We start from the raw sequence: 17,478 nt of genomic DNA, 5'->3' as shown, positions 1-17,478 counted from the left end.
TCGACTAGGGACGATCGGGGAGGCGCACAACTCCGATTCGTCCGGAAAAGATGACACAGCATGCCGCGAGTAAGAAAAGGGTTATCAGCGCCGCCCAATCCCCGGTCGCAAGGTACGGGGTCGGCGGAAGCGCCGGCGGGAGGGCGGCGTCGAGATGCCCGTGGACCTGCAGCGGCAGGCTGGCCAGCACCGTCCCGCGCGCGTCGATCGCCGCCGAGATGCCGGTATTGGCCGCGCGCAGAACCGGCAGGCCTGATTCCGCGGCGCGCAGCCGCGTGAGCGCAAGATGCTGCTGCGGCCCGAAGCGCCGCCCGAACCAGGCATCGTTCGTCAGATGCAGGATCGCGCGCGGCCGGTCGACGCGCGCGATGTCCTGCGGAAAGATCGCCTCGTAGCAGATCAGCGGCAGGACCGGTCCCACCCCAGGCACGTCGATCAGCGCCGGTCCCTCGCCGGCGGCGAAGGTCCCGGCGAGCCGGCTCGCCAGCGGGCCGATCCCGATCAGGTCGAACAGGCCCTGCATGGGAAGGAACTCGCCGAAGGGGACGAGCCGGTGCTTGTCGTGGATCGCCGCGACCTCGCCCGACGGGCCCTCCAGAAGCGCGACCGAATTGCGCGGATGCCCGTCCGGGCCATAGCGCTGCACGCCGATGACGAGCGGCACGCCGCCCGTCGCCTCCGCCAGGATCGGGCGGAGGTCTTCGGAATAGTCGAGCAGTTCCGGCAGCGCCGTCTCGGGCCAGACCACGGCCACGGGCGGCGGTCCGTCGGTCGCGGCCGCCGTCTCCTCCAGTCCGCGCCGGAAGAAGACGCCGCGCCAGTCCGGCTCCCATTTGAGATGCTGCGGCGCGTTCGGCTGCACGAGGCGCAGGACGGGCCCCGCCCCCTCCGGTGCCGGCGGCAGCGCCGCGCCGACGACGAAGGGCGCGGCCCAGAGCACCGCCCCCGCCGCAACCCCGGCGATCCGACCCGTGGCGATGAGTCCCGCTCCGAGCAACACCGCGATCCCGAGCCCGTGCGCGCCCACCAGCGACGCCGCGGGCAGCGCGTCCGTGTCGATCAGCATGTGCCCCGGCAGGGCCCAGGGAAAGCCGGTCAGAAGGTAGGAGCGCAGCAGCTCCGCCAGCCCAAGCGCCACCGCCACCCCGACGGCCCCCTTGAGCCACCGCACCCCGACCCATCCCGCCGCGGCCCAGAACAGGCCGAACCCGACCGAGACGCCGATCAGCGCGATCGGCGCGAGCCAGGCCGTCGCCTCAGGGTCGATGAGGAAGGGCTCGACGATCCAGACGAGCGCCAGCGCGAAATGCGCCGCCCCGAAGAGCATCCCCGTCCAGAACGGATGCGCGCTCCGCGCGACGTAGCCGATCCCGGCGAGGTATCCCACCAAAGCCAGCCACCACAGGTTCCACGGCGCCTGTCCCGACGCGGCGGCCAGCCCCGCCAGGACCGGCCACAGGGCGGCGATGGCGCGCAAGTCAGGCGGCCTGCGGCATCCGGAGGCGCAGGCGCTTGATACGCCGCGGATCGGCGTCGACCACCTCGATCTCGGCGCCGGAAGGATGCGGGATCACCTCGCCGCGCGCGGGCACCCGGCCGGCGAGCATGAAGACCAGACCGCCGAGCGTGTCGATCTCCTCCTCGTCTCCCTCCTCGACGAGGCGCATGCCGATCTCGTCCTGGAAGTCGTCGATCGGCGTGCGGGCCAGTGCGAGGTAGCAGCCGGACTTCTCCTGCCGCCAGAACTTGCCCTCTTCCTGATCGTGCTCGTCCTCGATCTCGCCGATGACCTGCTCGATCAGGTCCTCGAGCGTCACGAGCCCGTCCACGCCGCCGTATTCGTCGATCACGAGCGCCATGTGGATGCGCTGCGTCTGCATCTTGGTGAGCAGCACGCCGATCGGCATCGAGGGGGGCGCATAGATCAAGTGCCGCAGAAGCGGCCTGACCTCGAACGGCTTGTCGCGGTCGCCGTTGAAGCCGTGGTTGAGCGCCAGATCCTTCAGGTGGATCATCCCGAGCGGCACGTCGAGCGTTCCCTCGAAGACCGGGATGCGTGTCATACCGCTCTCGCGGAACTTCGCCACCAGATCGGGCAGCGAGATGTCCACCGGCACGGCCACGACCTCCGCGCGGGGGATGAGCACGTCGTCCAGCCGCTTGAGGCGCAGGTTCAGAAGGCCCGGCGTCGTGCGCGGGGCCGGCCCATCCTCGGGACTGGTCTGGGTGGCGGGGGTGTCGGTGCCGAATCCCGCGAACATGCGGGAGATGAAACCGGGGCGCGATCCCGTGGGATCGGCGTTCGTCAACTCTTCGTCCTGCGCGCCGGGCGCGGCGCTAGACGATCCGTCCTTGTCCATCGGACCCGTGGGGCCTCCGTTTTGAAACCGGCTCAGTCGCCGGCGCTTACGTTGATACCAGACGCGTAGGGATCGGGGTATCCCAAAGCGGTTAAGATACGAACCTCCTCAGCCTCCATCCGTTCCGCCTCGGCCGCATCCGCGTGGTCATGCCCCAGCAGATGCAGCGTCGCGTGAACGAGAAGGTGAATCACGTGCGCCTCGAAAGGCTTGCCCTGTTCGGCAGCCTCCCGCGCACAGGTCTCGAAGGCGATCGCGATGTCGCCCAGCTCCGGCTCGATCGGCGCGATGTCCGGGCGAAGCGCCGCCGACGGCCAGCTCAGCACGTTGGTCGGGCGCGCCTTGCCGCGGAAGCTCTCGTTGAGCGCCGCGATCCGCGCATCGTCGCAACCCATCACCGCGACCTCGCAATCCTCGAGCCCCGCGAGCGCCGCCGGCACGGCGATCCCCGCCAGCCGCTCGAGCGATTCCCGCCAGCGGTCGTCCTCCAGGATGACGTCGACGACATGGCTCATACGCCCATGAAGCCCCAGCCTGTCGGGCGGAACCCGTAACGCAGGGCGGCCTCGGTGGTGCGCCGCTCCTCGGCGTGGATCGTCGCGGGCGAGAGCGGCATCTCCACCGTCTGGACCTCGACCGTCTCGGGCTCGTCGTCCTCGGCCGGGTAATGCTCGACATCGAAACCCTCGTCCTCGAGCCAGCCCATGAACTCGGTCGCGTCCGACCCGTCCCCGCCCTCGAAATGCAGGTCCAGCAGACCCGTCGCCGGCAGGTCGTGCGCCGCCGCCATCTCCGCCCAGAGCCGTTCGGTCTCGGCGCGCTGCGCGTCGAAGTCGAAGCTCATCGCCGTTCCAGCCGCGCCGCCTCGCGCCGGGCGTCGTCCTTCTCGTAGGCGGTGATGATCTTGGCGACGAGCGGGTGTCGCACGACGTCGGTCGCGGTGAAGTAGTTGAAGCTGATCCCCCCGACCCCGCGCAGGATCTCCTCCGCGTCGCGCAGCCCGGACTGCACACCGCGCGGCAGGTCCACCTGCGACCGGTCGCCGGTGATCGCCATCCGGCTCCCCTGCCCCAGACGGGTCAGGAACATCTTCATCTGCATCGTGGTCGCGTTCTGCGCCTCGTCGAGGATGACGAAGGCGTTGGACAGCGTCCGCCCCCGCATGAACGCCAGCGGCGCGATCTCGACCCGCTTCTCCTCGCGCAGCTTCTGAAGCTGCTTGCCCGGCAGGAAGTCGTTCAGCGCATCGTAGAGCGGCTGCATGTAGGGATCGACCTTCTCGTCCTGCGTGCCGGGCAGGAAGCCCAGCTTCTCGCCGGCCTCCACCGCCGGGCGCGTCAGGATGATCCGGTCGACCTCGCCGGTGATGAACTTCGACACGGCGACGGCCACGGCGATGTAGGTCTTGCCGGTGCCCGCCGGGCCGATCCCGAAGGTCAGCTCGTGCTCCAGAAGCGCCTGCGTGTAGGCCTTCTGCGCCTCGGTCCGCGGCTCCATCGTCTTCTTGCGCGTGCGGATCTCGAGCGCGGGGCCGGGGAACATCTCCTCCTGGTCGCCCTGTCGCGCGCCATCCGATCCCTCGTCGGAGCGCAGGCGGATCAATCCGTCGATCGCGCCCATATCGACCTGCTTGCCCGCCTCGAGCCGCGCGTAGAGCGCGTTCAGCACCCGTTCGGCCTCCGCCGCGGCCTCGCCGTGGATGGTGAGCGCATTGCCCCGGTGCACGATCAGCACGCCGAGGAGTTGCTCCACCTGCGCGAGGTGGGCGCCGTGCGGACCGACGAGGTCGATCATCAGGCGGTTGTCGGGAAACTCCAGATGGAGCGCGGTGGTGTCGTCGGGGGCGAGGATCGAGGCCAAGCACGGCTCCTTCGAGGCGAAAACTGTTGCAACGTGCCCCGCGCGGGACGGGACGCGCAAGAGAGGTAGGACCGAACGGGAGGAATTTCACGTCGACGTTACAGATGCCGCGGGGCACGCGCGCCATCGTGTCGATCCGGCAACCTTTGCTTAACCATTCGACGTGAAGAAGTCGTTGACGTTAAGGATGGGGTAACGACATGAAGTTTTTGATCACATTTGCGCTCTGCCTCGCGGCGGCCGGCGCTTCGGCGCAGGAACCCGGCCAGATCCGCGTCGGCTGCCACCGCTACATCTCCACCGAGATCATCTGGGACAAGCCGAGCGACAACTTCGTCTCCGACCTCCGCGCCGTCGGCTACGATCCGGTGGACGCGTTCGCCGTGGCGACGACGCTCTGCCGCGATCCGCGCTATCTGGAGGGCGGCGAGGCGCTTGCGGAGGGACTTCGCACCCTCCTGCGGACCAATCCGCCACGCTAGGCCGACCCGTCAGACGAGTTCCGCCGCGAGCGAGTTCGTCTTCGCCACGGTGACGCGGACCCGCGCGACCCGGCCGAGCATGCTCTCGGGCGCGTCGGCATGGACCGCCTGCAGGTAGTCGGACTTGCCCACCAACTGCCCCGGCAGCCGCCCCGCCTTCTCGAAGAGCACGTTCGTCTCCCGCCCGATCATTGCGGCCTGCGCCGCCTGCTGCTGCTCGGTCAGAAGCGCCTGCAGCCGGTGCAGCCGCTCGACCGCAACCTCCGTCGGCACCTCCGGCCGCTCCGCCGCCGGCGTGCCGGGGCGTGGGGAATAGCGGAAGGAATAGGCCGCGGCGTAGCGGACCTGCCGCACCAGATCGAGCGTCGCCTCGAAATCCGCCTCCGTCTCGCCGGGGAAGCCGACGATGAAGTCGCCCGACAATGCGAGGTCGGGCCGTGCGGCGCGGAGTTTGTCAATCAGCTTGATATATTCCGCCGCCCCGTGCTTGCGATTCATCGCCTTGAGGATGCGGTCGCTGCCGGACTGCACCGGCAGATGCAGATACGGCATCAGCTTCGCGCAATCCCCGTGTGCCGAGATCAGGTCGTCGGTCATGTCGTTCGGATGCGAGGTCGTGAACCGGATGCGCGCCAGCCCCTCGATCCCGTCGAGCGCCCAGATCAGGTCCGCGAGCGACCATGTCCGCCCGTCCGGCCCCGCCCCGTGATAGGCGTTCACGTTCTGCCCCAGAAGCGTGATCTCCCGCACGCCCCGGTCGACCAGCGCCCGCGCTTCGGACAGGAGGCGCGTCACCGGCCGGCTGACCTCGGCGCCGCGGGTATAGGGCACGACGCAGAAGGCGCAGAACTTGTCGCAGCCCTCCTGCACCGTCAGGAAGGCCGAGGGCTTCGCCGCGGGTGTGCGCAGTTGCGGGAGGTGATCGAACTTGTCCTCCTCCGGCATCTCGGTGTCGAGCGCCTTCTCCCCCGCCGCGACGCGGGCGAGCATGGCGGGCAGGCGATGATAGGTCTGCGGTCCCACGACGAGGTCGACGAGCGGCTGGCGCGCCATGATCTCGCCGCCCTCGGCCTGCGCGACGCAGCCGGCGACGCCGATCCTGAGGTCGGGCTTGGCGTCCTTCAGCGGGCGCAGCCGGCCCAGATCGGAATAGACCTTCTCCGCCGCCTTCTCGCGGATGTGACAGGTGTTCAGCAGGATGAGGTCCGCCTCGCCCGCATCCTCGGTCGTCTCGTAGCCCTCGGCCGCCATCGCCTCGACCATGCGTTCGCTGTCGTAGACGTTCATCTGGCAGCCGTAGGTCTTGATGTGCAGCTTCTTGGTCGCGGTCATGGCATGCGTCCCTGTCTCGTCGCGTTGCGCCAATACCGCAGGCATGGCCCTGCCGCAACGCGGCCCCGTTGCGACCCGGGCCACGTTGAGGAAGGGTTCGCGGGACGCGACCGGGACGGATCTCCATGCACTTCACCTCGCCAGAGGACCTGACAGCTCGCGCCGCACGTCTCGGGGCCGGTCCCACGCTGATGGTGATCTGCGAGGACGAATGCGAGATCGAAAGCACGATCCGCCATCACCTCGACGCCGGCTTCCACGCGCTCGTGCTCGCCGTCCCGCCGGGCGTGCGCGTTCCCGAACCCCTGCCCGAGCGGGTGCATCGCCTGACGCTCGGCACGCGGCCCGAGGACCTGACGCTGAGTTGCGTCAACGCGCTTATTGCCGGCCGCCCGGCCGGGGCCTGGACGGGCTACCTCTACAATGCCGAATACTTGTTCCACCCCTTCGCCGAGAGCCGGCGCGTCGGCGAGGCGCTCGCCTTCTGCAGGGAGGAGCGGCGCGACAGCGTCGTGACCTTCGTGGCCGATCTGTACGCCGGCACGCTCGAAGCGGGCGGAAAAGGGGTCGATCGCGCCGATGCCTGGCTCGACGCGACCGGCTATTTCGCGCTCGCGCGGATGGACGGACAGGTTCCGAAGGACCGGCAGCTCGACTTCCACGGGGGCCTGCGCTGGCGGTTCGAGGAGCACGTGCCGCCCGCGCGCCGCCGGATGGACCGGGTCGCCCTGTTCCGGGTGCGAAAGGATCTGCGGCTGTTGCCCGGGCACCTCCTGAACGACGAGGAGATGAATACCTATGCCTGCCCCTGGCACCATTCGCTGACGGCCGCGATCGCGTCGTTCCGGGCCGCGAAGGCGCTGGCCACAAATCCCGGCTCGCGGGCGGCGATCGAGGGGTTCCGGTGGGACGGGTCGGTCCGCTTCGAATGGCGCGCGCAGCAGCTTCTCGAGCTCGGCCTGATGGAGCCCGGTCAGTGGTTCTGAACCCTCAGCCGCGCCGTGCCGCGTCGATCGCCGCGACATCGATCCGCCGCATGGTCAGCATCGCCTCGAAGGCCCGCTGCGCCTCGTCGCCGCCAGCCTCCAGTGCCTCGCTCAGCGTCCGCGGGGTGATCTGCCACGACACGCCCCACCGATCCTTGCACCAGCCGCACTCGCTCTCGCGACCCCCGTCGCCGACAATCGCATCCCAGTAGCGATCGGTCTCTGCCTGATCGTCGGTCGTCACCTGGAAGGAGAATGCCTCGGACTGCGGGAAGACGGCCCCGCCGTTGAGGCCGATGCAGGGGATGCCGAGCACGGTGAACCGCACGACGATCGTGTCCCCCGCCCGGCCACCCGGAAAATCGGCCGGCGCGGGCACGATCGCGTCGACCGAGCTCTCGGGGAAGGTCGCGACGTAGAACCGGGCGGCCGCCTCGGCCCCGCCGTCGTACCAGAGGCAGACCGTGTTTCGAGCGATCGTCATGCCAGGCTCCCCCATGCTTCATCCCCGGCCAAACGTACCATACCCTGCCCCGACGCCCCAAACGAGAACGCGCGCCCCCTTGCAGGGACGCGCGCCGCTCCTTCAACCGAAGGCACAGTCTTGGGGTTCAGCTCATGCCTCGACGGTCTCGGAGGTTCCTTCCAGCTCCGGGGCGGCCTTGCCATTCGCGATCTCGATGCGACGGGGCTTCAGCGCCTCCGGCACCTGACGCTCGAGCTCGATGTGGAGCATGCCGTCGGCATGGCGGGCACCGGTCACGTGGACGTGGTCGGCGAGCTGGAAGCTTTTCTCAAAGGCCCGGGTCGCGATGCCACGGTGCAGGTAGGTCCGCTTCTCGCTGGTCTCGGCCTTGCGAGCCGTGACCACGACCGCGTTGTCGCGGGATTCGATCGACAGCTCCTCGGCGGTGAACCCGGCCACGGCGATCGAGACGCGGTACTCGTTCTCGCCGAGCTTCTCGATGTTGTAGGGCGGGTAGGTCGTCGCCGTGTCGGCGGTCATCGCCCGGTCGAGCAGGCTCGCCATCCGGTCGAAGCCGACGGTGGCACGATAGAGCGGGGTGAAATCATAGGTGCGCATGTCTGCATCCTTTGCTTGAAGCGATACATCGTCGGACCCTCTCCCCACGGGACGAAGGCCGCTAGTCGTTTCGCCGGACCCTGCTTCGGCATCCGACATGCCGAAATTTGGGAAGCGGGGTCAGGGGCTTCAAGGGTCCGGACAATAAAAAATCGGCGCCCGGAAGCGCCGATCCTGTCGTCTCACGATCGCGCTGCGGTCAGGCGCCGCGACCCGTCTTCTCCTGCAGCGCGTCGATGCGCTTGGAGGCGTCGGCCTTGCTCATTTCCGGGTCGAACTCCTCCCCCGCCTCCTCGGAGAGCGTCTTGAGGTAGCTCGCCTGCGCGCCGGTCATCGGCTCGCCGCCGGTCGTCCAGTCGCTCGGGTCCTTCTCGGCGTTGCCGGGGGCGTCCTGCTTCGGGGTGTCGGTCATGTCGGCCATGAAAGCCTCCTATGGGTTGTGTTCCGTTAATGTTCCACAGCGGGATTCGGTTCCCGGCTGCGGCACCCCGCCTCAGCCGCGCGTGCCGGCGAACCGTTCGGCCCAGTCCGCGCGCCGCTCGTCGGTGATCTTGGCGAACATGACGTCAGGCACGTCGAAGGCATGGCCCGCCGGCAACGCCCCGAGCGCCTCCGCCATATCCGTGGGCCAGTCCGCCCCCTCGACCCGCATCGCCGTCAGCATCGTCGCGGCGGCGTCCGGCACGAAGGGCGCGGACAGCACAGCATAGAGACGGACGAGGTTCAGGCCCAGACGTATCTGCATCGCCGCCGTCTCCAAGTCGGTCTTGAACGTGGCCCAGGGCGCGGCCTCCTGCAGGTACTCGTTGCCCGCGACCCAGATCGAACGCAGTTCCGCCGCGGACTTCCGAATCTCGATGGCATCCATGTGGCGCTCGTAATTTGCGAGCCGGATCGCGAGCGTCTCCGCCAACGCCGTCTCGCGCGGCCCCCACGCGCCCCCGGCCGGCACTTCCTCGCCGAACTTCGAGCGGCAGAACTTGGTCACCCGGCTCACGAAGTTGCCCAGCACGTCGGCCAGATCCTTGTTCACGTCGGTCTGGAACGCCTCCCAGGTGAACTCCGTGTCCGAACTCTCGGGGACGTGCGACAGGAGCCACCAGCGCCAGTAATCGGCCGGCAGCACCTCGAGCGCCTGGTCCATGAACACGCCCCGCCCCTGCGAGGTCGAGAACTGGCCGCCGTCGTAATTCAGGTAGTTGAACGACTTCAGGTAATCGACCGTTTTCCACGGTTCGCCGGAGCCGAGGATCGTCGCGGGGAAACTCAGCGTGTGGAACGGCACGTTGTCCTTGCCCATGAACTGGACGTAGCGCACGTCGTCCGCGCCCTTGTCGGTGCGCCACCACCGTTCCCAGTCGCCCCCGTTCGCGTCCGCCCATTCGTTCGTCGCGGCGATGTACTCGATCGGCGCGTCGAACCAGACGTAGAAGACCTTGCCCTCCATCCCCGGCCAGGGCTCGTCGCCCTTGCGGACCGGCACGCCCCAGTCGAGGTCCCGGGTGATGCCGCGATCCTGCAGCCCGTCGCCGTCGTGCAGCCACTTCTTCGCGATCGACGTCGTCAGGACCGGCCAGTCCGTCTGCCGGTCGATCCAGGCGTCGAGATCGCCCCGGAGCCTCGATTGCAACAGGAACAGGTGCTTCGTCTCGCGCACCTCCAGATCGGTGGAGCCGGAGATGGCCGAGCGCGGCTCGATCAGGTCGGTCGGGTCGAGCTGCTTGGTGCAGTTCTCGCACTGGTCCCCCCGCGCGCGGTCGTATCCGCAATTCGGGCACGTCCCCTCGACGTAGCGGTCGGGCAGGAAGCGGCCATCCGCGTTGGAATAGACCTGCCGCGAGGACCGCTCCTCGATGAGTCCGGCCTTATCGAGCCGTCCGGCGAAATGCTGCGTCAGCCGCCGGTTCTGAGGCGAGGAGGAGCGGCCGAAATGATCGAAGGACAGCCGGAACCCGTCGGCGAGGTCCTTCTGCACCTGCCACATCTCGGCGCAGTATTCCGCCACCGGCTGCCCGGCCCTGGCGGCGGCGATCTCGGCGGGCGTGCCGTGCTCGTCGGTGGCGCAGATGAACATCACCTCGTGACCCCGCGCCCGGAGGTAGCGGGCATGGAGGTCCGCCGGAAGCTGGGAGCCGACCATGTTCCCGAGATGCTTGATCCCGTTGATGTAGGGCAGGGCCGAGGTGATGAGCGTGCGGGGCATGGGCGGTCTCCGGATGTCGGGCGCTTCTATCCCCGCCCCGCCCCGCCCCGCAACCGGGGCCCGAAACGCGACCGGCCCCTTCTTCTTGGCTCAAATACTCAACCACCGAACGGCCCCGGGCGAGTCAGATCAGGTGAACTGCTCCCGTAGCAGCCGCTCCTCGAGCCCATGCCCCGGATCGAAGAGCAGGCGGTGGCAGACCGATGGCTCGCTCGCGACCTCGACGGAGACGACGTCGCGCACCGACTGACCGTCCGCCTCCGCCATCATCGGGCGCTTCTCGGGATCGAGCACGTCGAAGCGGACATACGCCACCTTGGGCAAGAGCGCGCCGCGCCAGCGCCGGGGCCGGAACGCCGCCATCGCGGTCAGCGCGAGCACTTCCGATCCGATCGGCAGGATCGGTCCGTGCGCGGAATAGTTGTAGGCCGTCGAGCCCGCGGGCGTGCAGACCAGCGCCCCGTCGCAGACCAGCTCCTCCATCCGCACCCGTCCGTCGACCGAGATGCTGAGCCGCGACGCCTGCGGCCCGGCCCGCAGGAGCGACACCTCGTTGATCGCCAACGCCTCGACGACCTCCCCGCTCTCGCGCGTGGCCACCATCCGGAGCGGGTTGATCCGTGCCTCCTCCGCCTGCGCGAGCCGCCCCGTCAGGCCGGTCTCGCGGTAGGTGTTCATCAGGAAGCCGACCGTCCCGCGATTCATCCCGTAGACCGGCGCGTCGACATGCATGGTGCCGTGCAGGGTCTCCAGCATGAAGCCGTCGCCGCCGAGCGCCACGATCACCTGCGCGGTCTCGACCGCTTCCTGGCCGTAGCGCGCGACGAGGCGTTCGCAGGCGATCTGCGCTTCGGGGGTCGCCGAGGCGAGGAAGGCGATGTTCTTGGCGCGCGGCATGTCCGGTCCCGGTCGTGGTCCGGAAGGGTTGTCGCCTGGCCCCCCGAAAGGCAAGCGCGGGTCGTTCGCGCGGCGCCATGTGACGCTTGCCCGCTTTATTACCGACCCGTCAACGCGTATGAGTCCGCCATCGTCCGACAGGAGTCTGCCCCATGAACGCCCCGCATCGCGACCCGAACTTCTTCTCCGCCAGCCTCGCCGAAAGCGATCCGGAGATCGCCGAGGCCATGCGCCTCGAACTCGGGCGGCAGCGCGACGAGATCGAACTGATCGCGTCGGAGAACATCGTCAGCCGCGCCGTGATGGAGGCGCAGGGCGGCGTGATGACGAACAAGTACGCCGAGGGCTATCCGGGCAAGCGCTATTACGGCGGCTGCCAGTTCGTGGACGTGGCCGAGAACCTGGCGATGGAGCGTGCGACGCAGCTCTTCGGCTGCACCTACGCCAACGTGCAGCCGAACTCCGGAAGCCAGGCCAACCAGGGCGTGTTCACCGCGCTGATCAAGCCGGGCGACACGATCCTCGGCATGTCGCTCGACGCGGGCGGCCACCTGACCCACGGCGCGCGGCCGAACCTCTCCGGCAAGTGGTTCAACGCGATTCAGTACGGCGTCCGGCGGCAGGACATGCAGCTCGACTACGACCAGGTCCGCGAGCTCGCCGTCGAGCATCAGCCGAAGCTCATCATTGCCGGCGGCTCGGCCATCCCCCGGATCATCGACTTCGCGAAGATGCGCGCGGTGGCCGACGAGGTGGGGGCCTACCTCCTCGTGGACATGGCGCATTTCGCGGGGCTTGTTGCGTCGGGCCACTACCCCTCTCCCTTCCCGCACGCGCATGTCGCGACGACCACCACGCACAAGACGCTCCGGGGCCCGCGCGGCGGCATGATCCTGACGGACGACGAGGCGATCGCGAAGAAGGTAAACTCGGCCATTTTCCCGGGCATCCAGGGCGGCCCGCTGATGCACGTCATCGCCGGCAAGGCGGTGGCCTTCGGCGAGGCGCTGCGCCCCGGCTTCCGGGACTATCAGGCCCAGGTCATCGCCAACGCGCAGGCGCTGGCCGACCAGCTCATGCGCGGCGGGCTCGACATCGTCACCGGCGGCACCGACACGCATCTGATGCTGGTCGACCTGCGCCCCAAGGGCGTGAAGGGCAACGACACCGAGAAGGCGCTCGGCCGGGCGCATATCACCTGCAACAAGAATGGCATCCCCTTCGACGACGAGAAGCCCACCGTGACCAGCGGCATCCGCCTTGGCACACCGGCCGGCACGACGCGCGGCTTCGGCGAGGCGGAGTTCCGGCAAATCGGCGACCTGATCGTGGAGGTCGTGGACGGGCTCGCGACCAACGGGGCGGACGGCAACGGCGAGGTCGACGCCGGCGTTAAGACGCGGGTGCAGGCGCTCTGCGAGCAGTACCCCGTCTATCCCGACCTCTGAGGATGGCGACCGGATTCTTCCACGACGAGCGCTGTCTCTGGCACGGCGGAGGAAATTACGCCCATATTGCGCCGGTCGGCGGGTTGGTGCAGCCCATCGCCGGGGGTGGCGGCCTGCCGGAGGACCCGGAGACCAAGCGGCGGCTCGTGAACCTGATGCGGGTCACGGGCCTGATGGACGCCCTCGACGTCCGGACGGCCGAACCGCTCGACCGGGAGGACCTGCTGCGCGTCCACCCGGCGCATTATCTCGACGCCTTCGCGGAGGCTTCGGCGGCGGGCGGCGGCGAGCTCGGCCTGCGCGCGCCGTTCGGGCCCGGCGGCTACGACATCGCGCGGCTTTCCGCCGGGCTGGTGACCGAGGCGCTGGAGGCGGTACTGACCGGCGGGCTCGACAACGCCTACGCGCTCAGCCGGCCGCCGGGGCATCATTGTCTGCCGGACTGGGCGAACGGCTTCTGCCTCATGGCCAACATCGCCCTCGCGATCCGGCGGGCGCAGGCGCGCGGCCACTGTCGCCGGATCGCCGTGCTCGACTGGGACGTGCACCACGGCAACGGGACGGAGGCGATCTTCGCGGACGATCCCGACGTGCTGACGATCTCGATCCACCAGGACCGGAACTACCCGCTCGACACCGGCGGGTTCGACACCGATGCCATCGCCAATCTCAACGTCCCCCTGCCCGCCGGTGCCGGGCACGCGACCTATCTCGAGGCGATGGACCGGCTGGTGCTGCCCGCGATCCGGGCGCATGCGCCGGAGGCGATCGTCGTCGCCTGCGGCTTCGACGCGTCGCCGCTCGATCCGCTCGGCCGGATGCTCGCCACGGCGGAGACCTTCGACACGATGACGGCGCAGGTCATGGCGCTGGCGGACGAGATCTGCAGCGGCCGTCTGGTGATGGCGCACGAGGGCGGCTATTCGGAGGTCTATGTGCCGTTCTGCGGCCACGCCGTCCTCGCCCGCCTGTCCGGCAGCGATATCGCCGCGCCCGACCCCTTCGCCGCGACCTTCGCCGCCCGCCAGCCAGGCCCCGCCTTCTCGGCCTTCGCGAGCGGGCTCATCGGGGAGATGGCCGCGGCCCGCACGGACTCCGCGAAGCGGGCCGATTGAAAGGCAGCGGCCCCTCCGCTAGTGCAGACGGGACGACACGGGAACGGGGAACGCGGGATGGACAAGGTCTTTGGATCGGCGACCGAGGCGCTGGACGGGTTGCTGCGCGACGGGATGTTCATCGCGGCCGGGGGGTTCGGGCTCTGCGGGATCCCGGAGCTGCTGTTGAACGCCATCCGGGAGGCCGGAACGAAGGACCTGACCTTCGCGTCGAACAATGCGGGCGTCGACGATTTCGGCATCGGCATCCTGCTGCAGACCCGGCAGGTCAGGAAGATGATCTCCTCCTACGTGGGCGAGAACGCCGAGTTCATGCGCCAGTATCTCTCCGGCGAGCTGGAGCTCGAGTTCAATCCGCAGGGCACACTTGCGGAGCGGATGCGGGCCGGCGGCTGCGGCATCCCGGGCTTCTACACAAAGACCGGCGTCGGCACGCTGGTCGCCGAGGGCAAGGAGCACAAGGAGTTCGACGGCGAGACCTACATCCTCGAGCGCGGCCTCGTCGCCGACCTTTCCATCGTGAAGGCCTGGAAGGCCGACGACACCGGCAATCTCATGTTCCGCAAGACGGCGCGGAACTTCAATCCGCCCGCCGCGATGTGCGGCAAGGTCTGCGTGGCCGAGGTGGAGGAGATCGTGCCGCGCGGCGCGCTCGACCCCGACACGATCCACCTGCCGGGCATCTACGTGCATCGCCTGATCCAGGGCGCGCACGAGAAGCGCATCGAGCAGCGAACGACGCGGCCCGCGGCCTGACGGGCGATGTTGCGGCACCTCCTTCCGGCACAGCGATGAAGAGCCCCTACGCGAATTTGCCGGACCGCGCCTACTGGCGGACCGGCGTGGCCGCGCGCACCCCGCTCGACCCGGGCGACATCTATACGCCGAAGTTTCCGATCGCGCCGTCGACCCGTATCCTGACGGCCGGCTCCTGCTTTGCGCAGCATGTCGGGCGGGCCCTGCGCGGCGCGGGTTTCGGCGTGATCGACACCGAGCCGGTGCCCGACATCCTCGACGACGAGGTGGCGCAGCGCTTCGGCTACCGCCTCTATTCCGCGCGTTACGGCAACATCTACACGATCCGCCAGCTGCGCCAGCTTCTCGCCGAGGTCGATGGCACCTTCACGCCCGCCTTGCCGGTGTGGGAGCGCGACGGGCAGTTCCACGACGCGCTCCGGCCCAATGTCGAGCCGGACGGCCTGCCCGCGCCGGAGGACGTCACGCGGCACCGGGCCGCGCATCTCGACTGCGTCCGCGCGGCGGTCGAGGCTTGCGACCTCGTCGTCTTCACCTTCGGCCTGACCGAGGCCTGGGAGCACCGGGCGACCGGGACCGTCTATCCGACCGCCCCCGGCACGATCGCCGGCGATTACGACCCGGAGGTCTTCGCCTTCCGCAATTACGGCTACGAGGCGGTCCGCGACGATTTCCTCGCCGTCCGGGAGCGGATGCGCGCCGCCAATCCGGAGGTCCGGTTCCTCGTCACCGTTTCGCCGGTGCCATTGACCGCGACGGCGAGCGGCCGGCACGTCGAAGTCGCGACCGCGCATTCCAAGGCCATCCTGCGCGCCGTCTGCGGCACGCTGGAGGCCGAGCTCGACGACGTGGACTATTTCCCGTCCTACGAGATCATCACCTCGCCATCGACACGCGGTATGTTCTACGACACCAACCTGCGTTCGGTGACGGCCGCCGGGGTCGCCACGGCAATGGGCGCCTTCCTGCGCGCGCACGGCCAGTCCCCCGACCTGCCCCCGCGCCGCGTGCGCCTGTCCTCGAACCGCAGCCCCATCACCGCCGCCTCGGCCCGCGACGTGGTCTGCGAGGACGTCCTGCTCGAGGCCTTCGCGCGATGACGCGCGTCCTGCTGATCGGAAACTCGCATCTCGCGGCGTTCCGCAAGGGATTCAATTCAGTGGACCTGACCGGTCTGGACGTCGAATTCTTCCTGCTGGCCGGTGAGAACTACTACCGCATGCGGCTCGATCCCGTCTCCACCGAGTTCGGTGCGATCGAGGGCGTCCGGCAGCCCCCGAACCTCGTCGAGCAGATCACCGCCATGAACGGTCGGGCTTCGATCCGCACGGGGGCGTTCGACCATATCGTGATCGTCGGCAACGAGCACGGCGCGATCGAGTTCGTGCGCCTGCTCGCCGAGAACGATATCGACGGGGTCCGCTCGGCCGGTGCTCGCCGTACGATGTCGCGGGCAGCCTACGATGCCTTCCTCGACGACATCGTCGACGCCTACCTGCCGGTCGATCCCTGGTCGGGGCTCGACGGCGTGCAGGTCACGTTCCACGCCAAGCCGCGCATGCCCGCCAACATTGCGGGCGCCGCACCCGACCGCATCTTCGAGCGCGAATGTGGCATCCCCCTCAGCGAACGCAGCGACGGCGTCGCCGCCGCACTCGACGATCTGGCCGGGCGCTATGCTGCACGACTGGCCACGGCGGGCCTGTCCTTCACCGAACAGCCGGCGGAGACGATCCTGCCCTCGGGATTCACCGACGCACGCTTCGCCGACGTGATGATCGGTCAGGGCGAGCGGGCGCAACTCGACGTGCGCCACATGAACGCGGATTACGGCATCGCCTGCCTGACCGCGCTCCTGCCCCGGCTGCGGGGTGAAGCCTGACCCGACGCCGCTCGCTTGCGCCCACACCCCTTTGCGCGTCATATCGGCGTGAGGACAATCGAACGGAGCCCCCATGCCCTGGACCCGCGATCAAATGGCTGCCCGTGCCGCGCAAGAGCTCGAGGACGGCATGTACGTCAATCTGGGCATCGGCATCCCGACGATGGTGTCGAACCATGTCCCCGAGGGCATCGAGGTCACGCTGCAATCGGAGAACGGCATGCTCGGCATGGGCCCCTTCCCCTACGAGGGGGAAGAGGATGCCGACCTCATCAACGCTGGCAAGCAGACGATCACCGAGCTGCCGAAGACGGCCTATTTCGACAGCGCCACAAGCTTCGGCATGATCCGCGGCGGCAAGATCGCGATGGCGATCCTGGGCGCGATGGAGGTGGCCGAGAACGGCGATCTGGCGAACTGGATGATCCCCGGCAAGCTGGTGAAGGGCATGGGCGGCGCGATGGACCTCGTCGCGGGTGTCGGCCGGGTGATCGTGGTCATGGACCATGCCAACAAGGCCGGCGAATCGAAGGTGCTGCGCGAATGCACCCTGCCGCTCACCGGGACGGGCGTGGTCGACCGGATCATCACCAATCTCGGCGTGCTCGACGTGGTGGAAGGCGGCCTGCGCATCGTCGAGCTCGCGGACGGCGTGACCGAGCAGGAGCTGCGCGATCTGACCGAGGCGACACTGGTCGCCTAGATCCTGCCGGGCGAGACGCCGAAGACCCGGCTTTCTCGCGGCACCAGCGAGTATATGCGCCAAACCAAACCAGCCGCGTTCTCGTCGGCGCGCATCAACGACATGTAGGTCCGCGCCCCCGCCTCGGACGGCATGCCGAGTGTGGGGCACCGAGGCTCGCCGGCACCGCCATTTCGCGGGCGAGACATGCGCGACGGTTGGCAACGGCGGGTTCAGGCGGCGTTTCGTACGGGTGCGGGCGGGGTCAGCTGCGGCGGGTTGTGCCGCCGCGATAGAGCTTTTCGGCCGAAACATGAATCGTGGGGATTCCCATGAGGGAGGCGGTGTGATTCATCCTTTTGAGGAGGATGGACCATGTCAGCACCTTTGC

General features: G+C 68.8%; 19 protein-coding genes. 8 read left to right on the top strand and 11 right to left on the bottom strand.

From position 1 onward, the window contains the following. Positions 1 to 4: 4 nt before the first annotated feature. The 5 genes from lnt to Q1A87_RS15935 are packed head-to-tail and all read right to left on the bottom strand — an operon-like array spanning position 5 to position 4,154. On the bottom strand, positions 5 to 1,477 hold the full coding sequence (lnt, locus tag Q1A87_RS15955) for an apolipoprotein N-acyltransferase (RefSeq protein ID WP_299653366.1): 1,473 nt from the start codon (positions 1,475 to 1,477) through the stop codon (positions 5 to 7). Position 1,478: 1 nt separating this feature from the next. Continuing rightward, positions 1,479 to 2,360, bottom strand: a complete 882-nt coding sequence (locus Q1A87_RS15950; protein WP_299653364.1) for a hemolysin family protein — start codon at positions 2,358 to 2,360, stop codon at positions 1,479 to 1,481. 32 nt (positions 2,361 to 2,392) lie between these two features. Continuing rightward, complete coding sequence (gene ybeY, locus Q1A87_RS15945; RefSeq protein WP_299653362.1) at positions 2,393 to 2,875, bottom strand: rRNA maturation RNase YbeY; 483 nt, start codon at positions 2,873 to 2,875, stop codon at positions 2,393 to 2,395. After that, complete coding sequence (locus tag Q1A87_RS15940) at positions 2,872 to 3,204, bottom strand: ribonuclease E inhibitor RraB (RefSeq protein ID WP_299653360.1); 333 nt, start codon at positions 3,202 to 3,204, stop codon at positions 2,872 to 2,874. Before Q1A87_RS15940 ends, ybeY begins: the two co-directional genes overlap by 4 nt. Beyond that, a complete protein-coding gene (locus Q1A87_RS15935; RefSeq protein WP_299653421.1) occupies positions 3,201 to 4,154 on the bottom strand; it encodes a PhoH family protein in 954 nt (317 codons plus the stop codon). The genes Q1A87_RS15940 and Q1A87_RS15935 overlap by 4 nt, the downstream gene beginning before the upstream one ends. Positions 4,155 to 4,420: 266 nt before the next feature. On the opposite strand from Q1A87_RS15935, the gene Q1A87_RS15930 reads away from it, so the two are divergent. Continuing rightward, on the top strand, positions 4,421 to 4,702 hold the full coding sequence (locus tag Q1A87_RS15930) for a hypothetical protein (protein WP_299653358.1): 282 nt from the start codon (positions 4,421 to 4,423) through the stop codon (positions 4,700 to 4,702). Between the two features lie 9 nt (positions 4,703 to 4,711). Here Q1A87_RS15930 and miaB read toward each other — a convergent pair whose 3' ends face one another. Continuing rightward, positions 4,712 to 6,034, bottom strand: coding sequence for a tRNA (N6-isopentenyl adenosine(37)-C2)-methylthiotransferase MiaB (gene miaB / locus Q1A87_RS15925; protein WP_299653355.1), 1,323 nt, complete (start codon positions 6,032 to 6,034; stop codon positions 4,712 to 4,714). Between the two features lie 125 nt (positions 6,035 to 6,159). Here miaB and Q1A87_RS15920 point away from each other — a divergent pair, with 125 nt between their 5' ends. Further along, positions 6,160 to 7,020, top strand: a complete 861-nt coding sequence (locus tag Q1A87_RS15920; RefSeq protein WP_299653352.1) for a hypothetical protein — start codon at positions 6,160 to 6,162, stop codon at positions 7,018 to 7,020. A 4-nt stretch (positions 7,021 to 7,024) separates the two neighbouring features. On the opposite strand, the gene Q1A87_RS15915 is transcribed toward Q1A87_RS15920, so the two are convergent. The 5 genes from Q1A87_RS15915 to Q1A87_RS15895 all read right to left on the bottom strand — a co-directional run bounded on the left by Q1A87_RS15915 (position 7,025) and on the right by Q1A87_RS15895 (position 11,204). Beyond that, positions 7,025 to 7,504, bottom strand: a complete 480-nt coding sequence (locus Q1A87_RS15915; protein WP_299653349.1) for a VOC family protein — start codon at positions 7,502 to 7,504, stop codon at positions 7,025 to 7,027. 132 nt (positions 7,505 to 7,636) lie between these two features. Next, positions 7,637 to 8,104 carry an Hsp20 family protein gene (locus Q1A87_RS15910; protein ID WP_299653346.1) on the bottom strand — a complete coding sequence of 156 codons (468 nt, stop codon included), beginning with the start codon at positions 8,102 to 8,104 and terminating at the stop codon, positions 7,637 to 7,639. Positions 8,105 to 8,303: 199 nt separating this feature from the next. After that, complete coding sequence (locus Q1A87_RS15905; RefSeq protein ID WP_299653341.1) at positions 8,304 to 8,525, bottom strand: DUF3072 domain-containing protein; 222 nt, start codon at positions 8,523 to 8,525, stop codon at positions 8,304 to 8,306. Positions 8,526 to 8,597: 72 nt separating this feature from the next. Next, positions 8,598 to 10,307, bottom strand: coding sequence for a methionine--tRNA ligase (gene metG, locus Q1A87_RS15900; RefSeq protein ID WP_299653338.1), 1,710 nt, complete (start codon positions 10,305 to 10,307; stop codon positions 8,598 to 8,600). Between the two features lie 129 nt (positions 10,308 to 10,436). Continuing rightward, positions 10,437 to 11,204 (bottom strand): NAD kinase, encoded by a 768-nt coding sequence (locus Q1A87_RS15895; protein WP_299653335.1) that lies wholly within the window; start codon positions 11,202 to 11,204, stop codon positions 10,437 to 10,439. A gap of 152 nt (positions 11,205 to 11,356) precedes the next feature. Here Q1A87_RS15895 and glyA point away from each other — a divergent pair, with 152 nt between their 5' ends. The 6 genes from glyA (at position 11,357) to Q1A87_RS15865 (ending at position 17,108) form a co-directional block, all read left to right on the top strand. After that, on the top strand, positions 11,357 to 12,652 hold the full coding sequence (gene glyA, locus Q1A87_RS15890; RefSeq protein WP_299653332.1) for a serine hydroxymethyltransferase: 1,296 nt from the start codon (positions 11,357 to 11,359) through the stop codon (positions 12,650 to 12,652). A gap of 2 nt (positions 12,653 to 12,654) precedes the next feature. Further along, a complete protein-coding gene (locus tag Q1A87_RS15885) occupies positions 12,655 to 13,767 on the top strand; it encodes a class II histone deacetylase (RefSeq protein ID WP_299653329.1) in 1,113 nt (370 codons plus the stop codon). Positions 13,768 to 13,824: 57 nt separating this feature from the next. Next, positions 13,825 to 14,523 (top strand): CoA transferase subunit A, encoded by a 699-nt coding sequence (locus Q1A87_RS15880; RefSeq protein WP_299653326.1) that lies wholly within the window; start codon positions 13,825 to 13,827, stop codon positions 14,521 to 14,523. Positions 14,524 to 14,558: 35 nt separating this feature from the next. Then, positions 14,559 to 15,623: a GSCFA domain-containing protein gene (locus Q1A87_RS15875; RefSeq protein ID WP_299653323.1), complete on the top strand. Its 1,065-nt coding sequence runs from the start codon at positions 14,559 to 14,561 to the stop codon at positions 15,621 to 15,623. Further along, positions 15,620 to 16,405, top strand: coding sequence for a hypothetical protein (locus Q1A87_RS15870; protein WP_299653320.1), 786 nt, complete (start codon positions 15,620 to 15,622; stop codon positions 16,403 to 16,405). Before Q1A87_RS15875 ends, Q1A87_RS15870 begins: the two co-directional genes overlap by 4 nt. 73 nt (positions 16,406 to 16,478) lie before the next feature. Next, positions 16,479 to 17,108, top strand: a complete 630-nt coding sequence (locus Q1A87_RS15865) for a CoA transferase subunit B (protein ID WP_299653317.1) — start codon at positions 16,479 to 16,481, stop codon at positions 17,106 to 17,108. The last annotated feature ends 370 nt before the right edge of the window (positions 17,109 to 17,478 follow it).

This window comes from uncultured Jannaschia sp., from assembly GCF_947494055.1.
Classification (GTDB): Bacteria; Pseudomonadota; Alphaproteobacteria; order Rhodobacterales; family Rhodobacteraceae; genus Jannaschia.
This window is presented reverse-complemented; position numbering and strand designations above follow the sequence as displayed.

Excerpts from the sequence above, each read along its gene's own strand:
- Q1A87_RS15910 (WP_299653346.1), bottom strand. The coding sequence starts at position 8,104 with ATGCGCACCTATGATTTCACCCCGCTCTATCGTGCCACCGTCGGCTTC.
- Q1A87_RS15870 (WP_299653320.1), top strand. The coding sequence starts at position 15,620 with ATGACGCGCGTCCTGCTGATCGGAAACTCGCATCTCGCGGCGTTCCGC.
- miaB (WP_299653355.1), bottom strand. The coding sequence starts at position 6,034 with ATGACCGCGACCAAGAAGCTGCACATCAAGACCTACGGCTGCCAGATG.
- Q1A87_RS15880 (WP_299653326.1), top strand. The coding sequence starts at position 13,825 with ATGGACAAGGTCTTTGGATCGGCGACCGAGGCGCTGGACGGGTTGCTG.
- ybeY (WP_299653362.1), bottom strand. The coding sequence starts at position 2,875 with ATGAGCCATGTCGTCGACGTCATCCTGGAGGACGACCGCTGGCGGGAA.
- Q1A87_RS15865 (WP_299653317.1), top strand. The coding sequence starts at position 16,479 with ATGCCCTGGACCCGCGATCAAATGGCTGCCCGTGCCGCGCAAGAGCTC.
- Q1A87_RS15915 (WP_299653349.1), bottom strand. The coding sequence starts at position 7,504 with ATGACGATCGCTCGAAACACGGTCTGCCTCTGGTACGACGGCGGGGCC.
- Q1A87_RS15930 (WP_299653358.1), top strand. The coding sequence starts at position 4,421 with ATGAAGTTTTTGATCACATTTGCGCTCTGCCTCGCGGCGGCCGGCGCT.
- Q1A87_RS15950 (WP_299653364.1), bottom strand. The coding sequence starts at position 2,360 with ATGGACAAGGACGGATCGTCTAGCGCCGCGCCCGGCGCGCAGGACGAA.
- Q1A87_RS15905 (WP_299653341.1), bottom strand. The coding sequence starts at position 8,525 with ATGGCCGACATGACCGACACCCCGAAGCAGGACGCCCCCGGCAACGCC.
- glyA (WP_299653332.1), top strand. The coding sequence starts at position 11,357 with ATGAACGCCCCGCATCGCGACCCGAACTTCTTCTCCGCCAGCCTCGCC.
- Q1A87_RS15875 (WP_299653323.1), top strand. The coding sequence starts at position 14,559 with ATGAAGAGCCCCTACGCGAATTTGCCGGACCGCGCCTACTGGCGGACC.
- metG (WP_299653338.1), bottom strand. The coding sequence starts at position 10,307 with ATGCCCCGCACGCTCATCACCTCGGCCCTGCCCTACATCAACGGGATC.
- Q1A87_RS15920 (WP_299653352.1), top strand. The coding sequence starts at position 6,160 with ATGCACTTCACCTCGCCAGAGGACCTGACAGCTCGCGCCGCACGTCTC.
- Q1A87_RS15935 (WP_299653421.1), bottom strand. The coding sequence starts at position 4,154 with ATGATCGACCTCGTCGGTCCGCACGGCGCCCACCTCGCGCAGGTGGAG.
- Q1A87_RS15940 (WP_299653360.1), bottom strand. The coding sequence starts at position 3,204 with ATGAGCTTCGACTTCGACGCGCAGCGCGCCGAGACCGAACGGCTCTGG.
- Q1A87_RS15895 (WP_299653335.1), bottom strand. The coding sequence starts at position 11,204 with ATGCCGCGCGCCAAGAACATCGCCTTCCTCGCCTCGGCGACCCCCGAA.
- Q1A87_RS15885 (WP_299653329.1), top strand. The coding sequence starts at position 12,655 with ATGGCGACCGGATTCTTCCACGACGAGCGCTGTCTCTGGCACGGCGGA.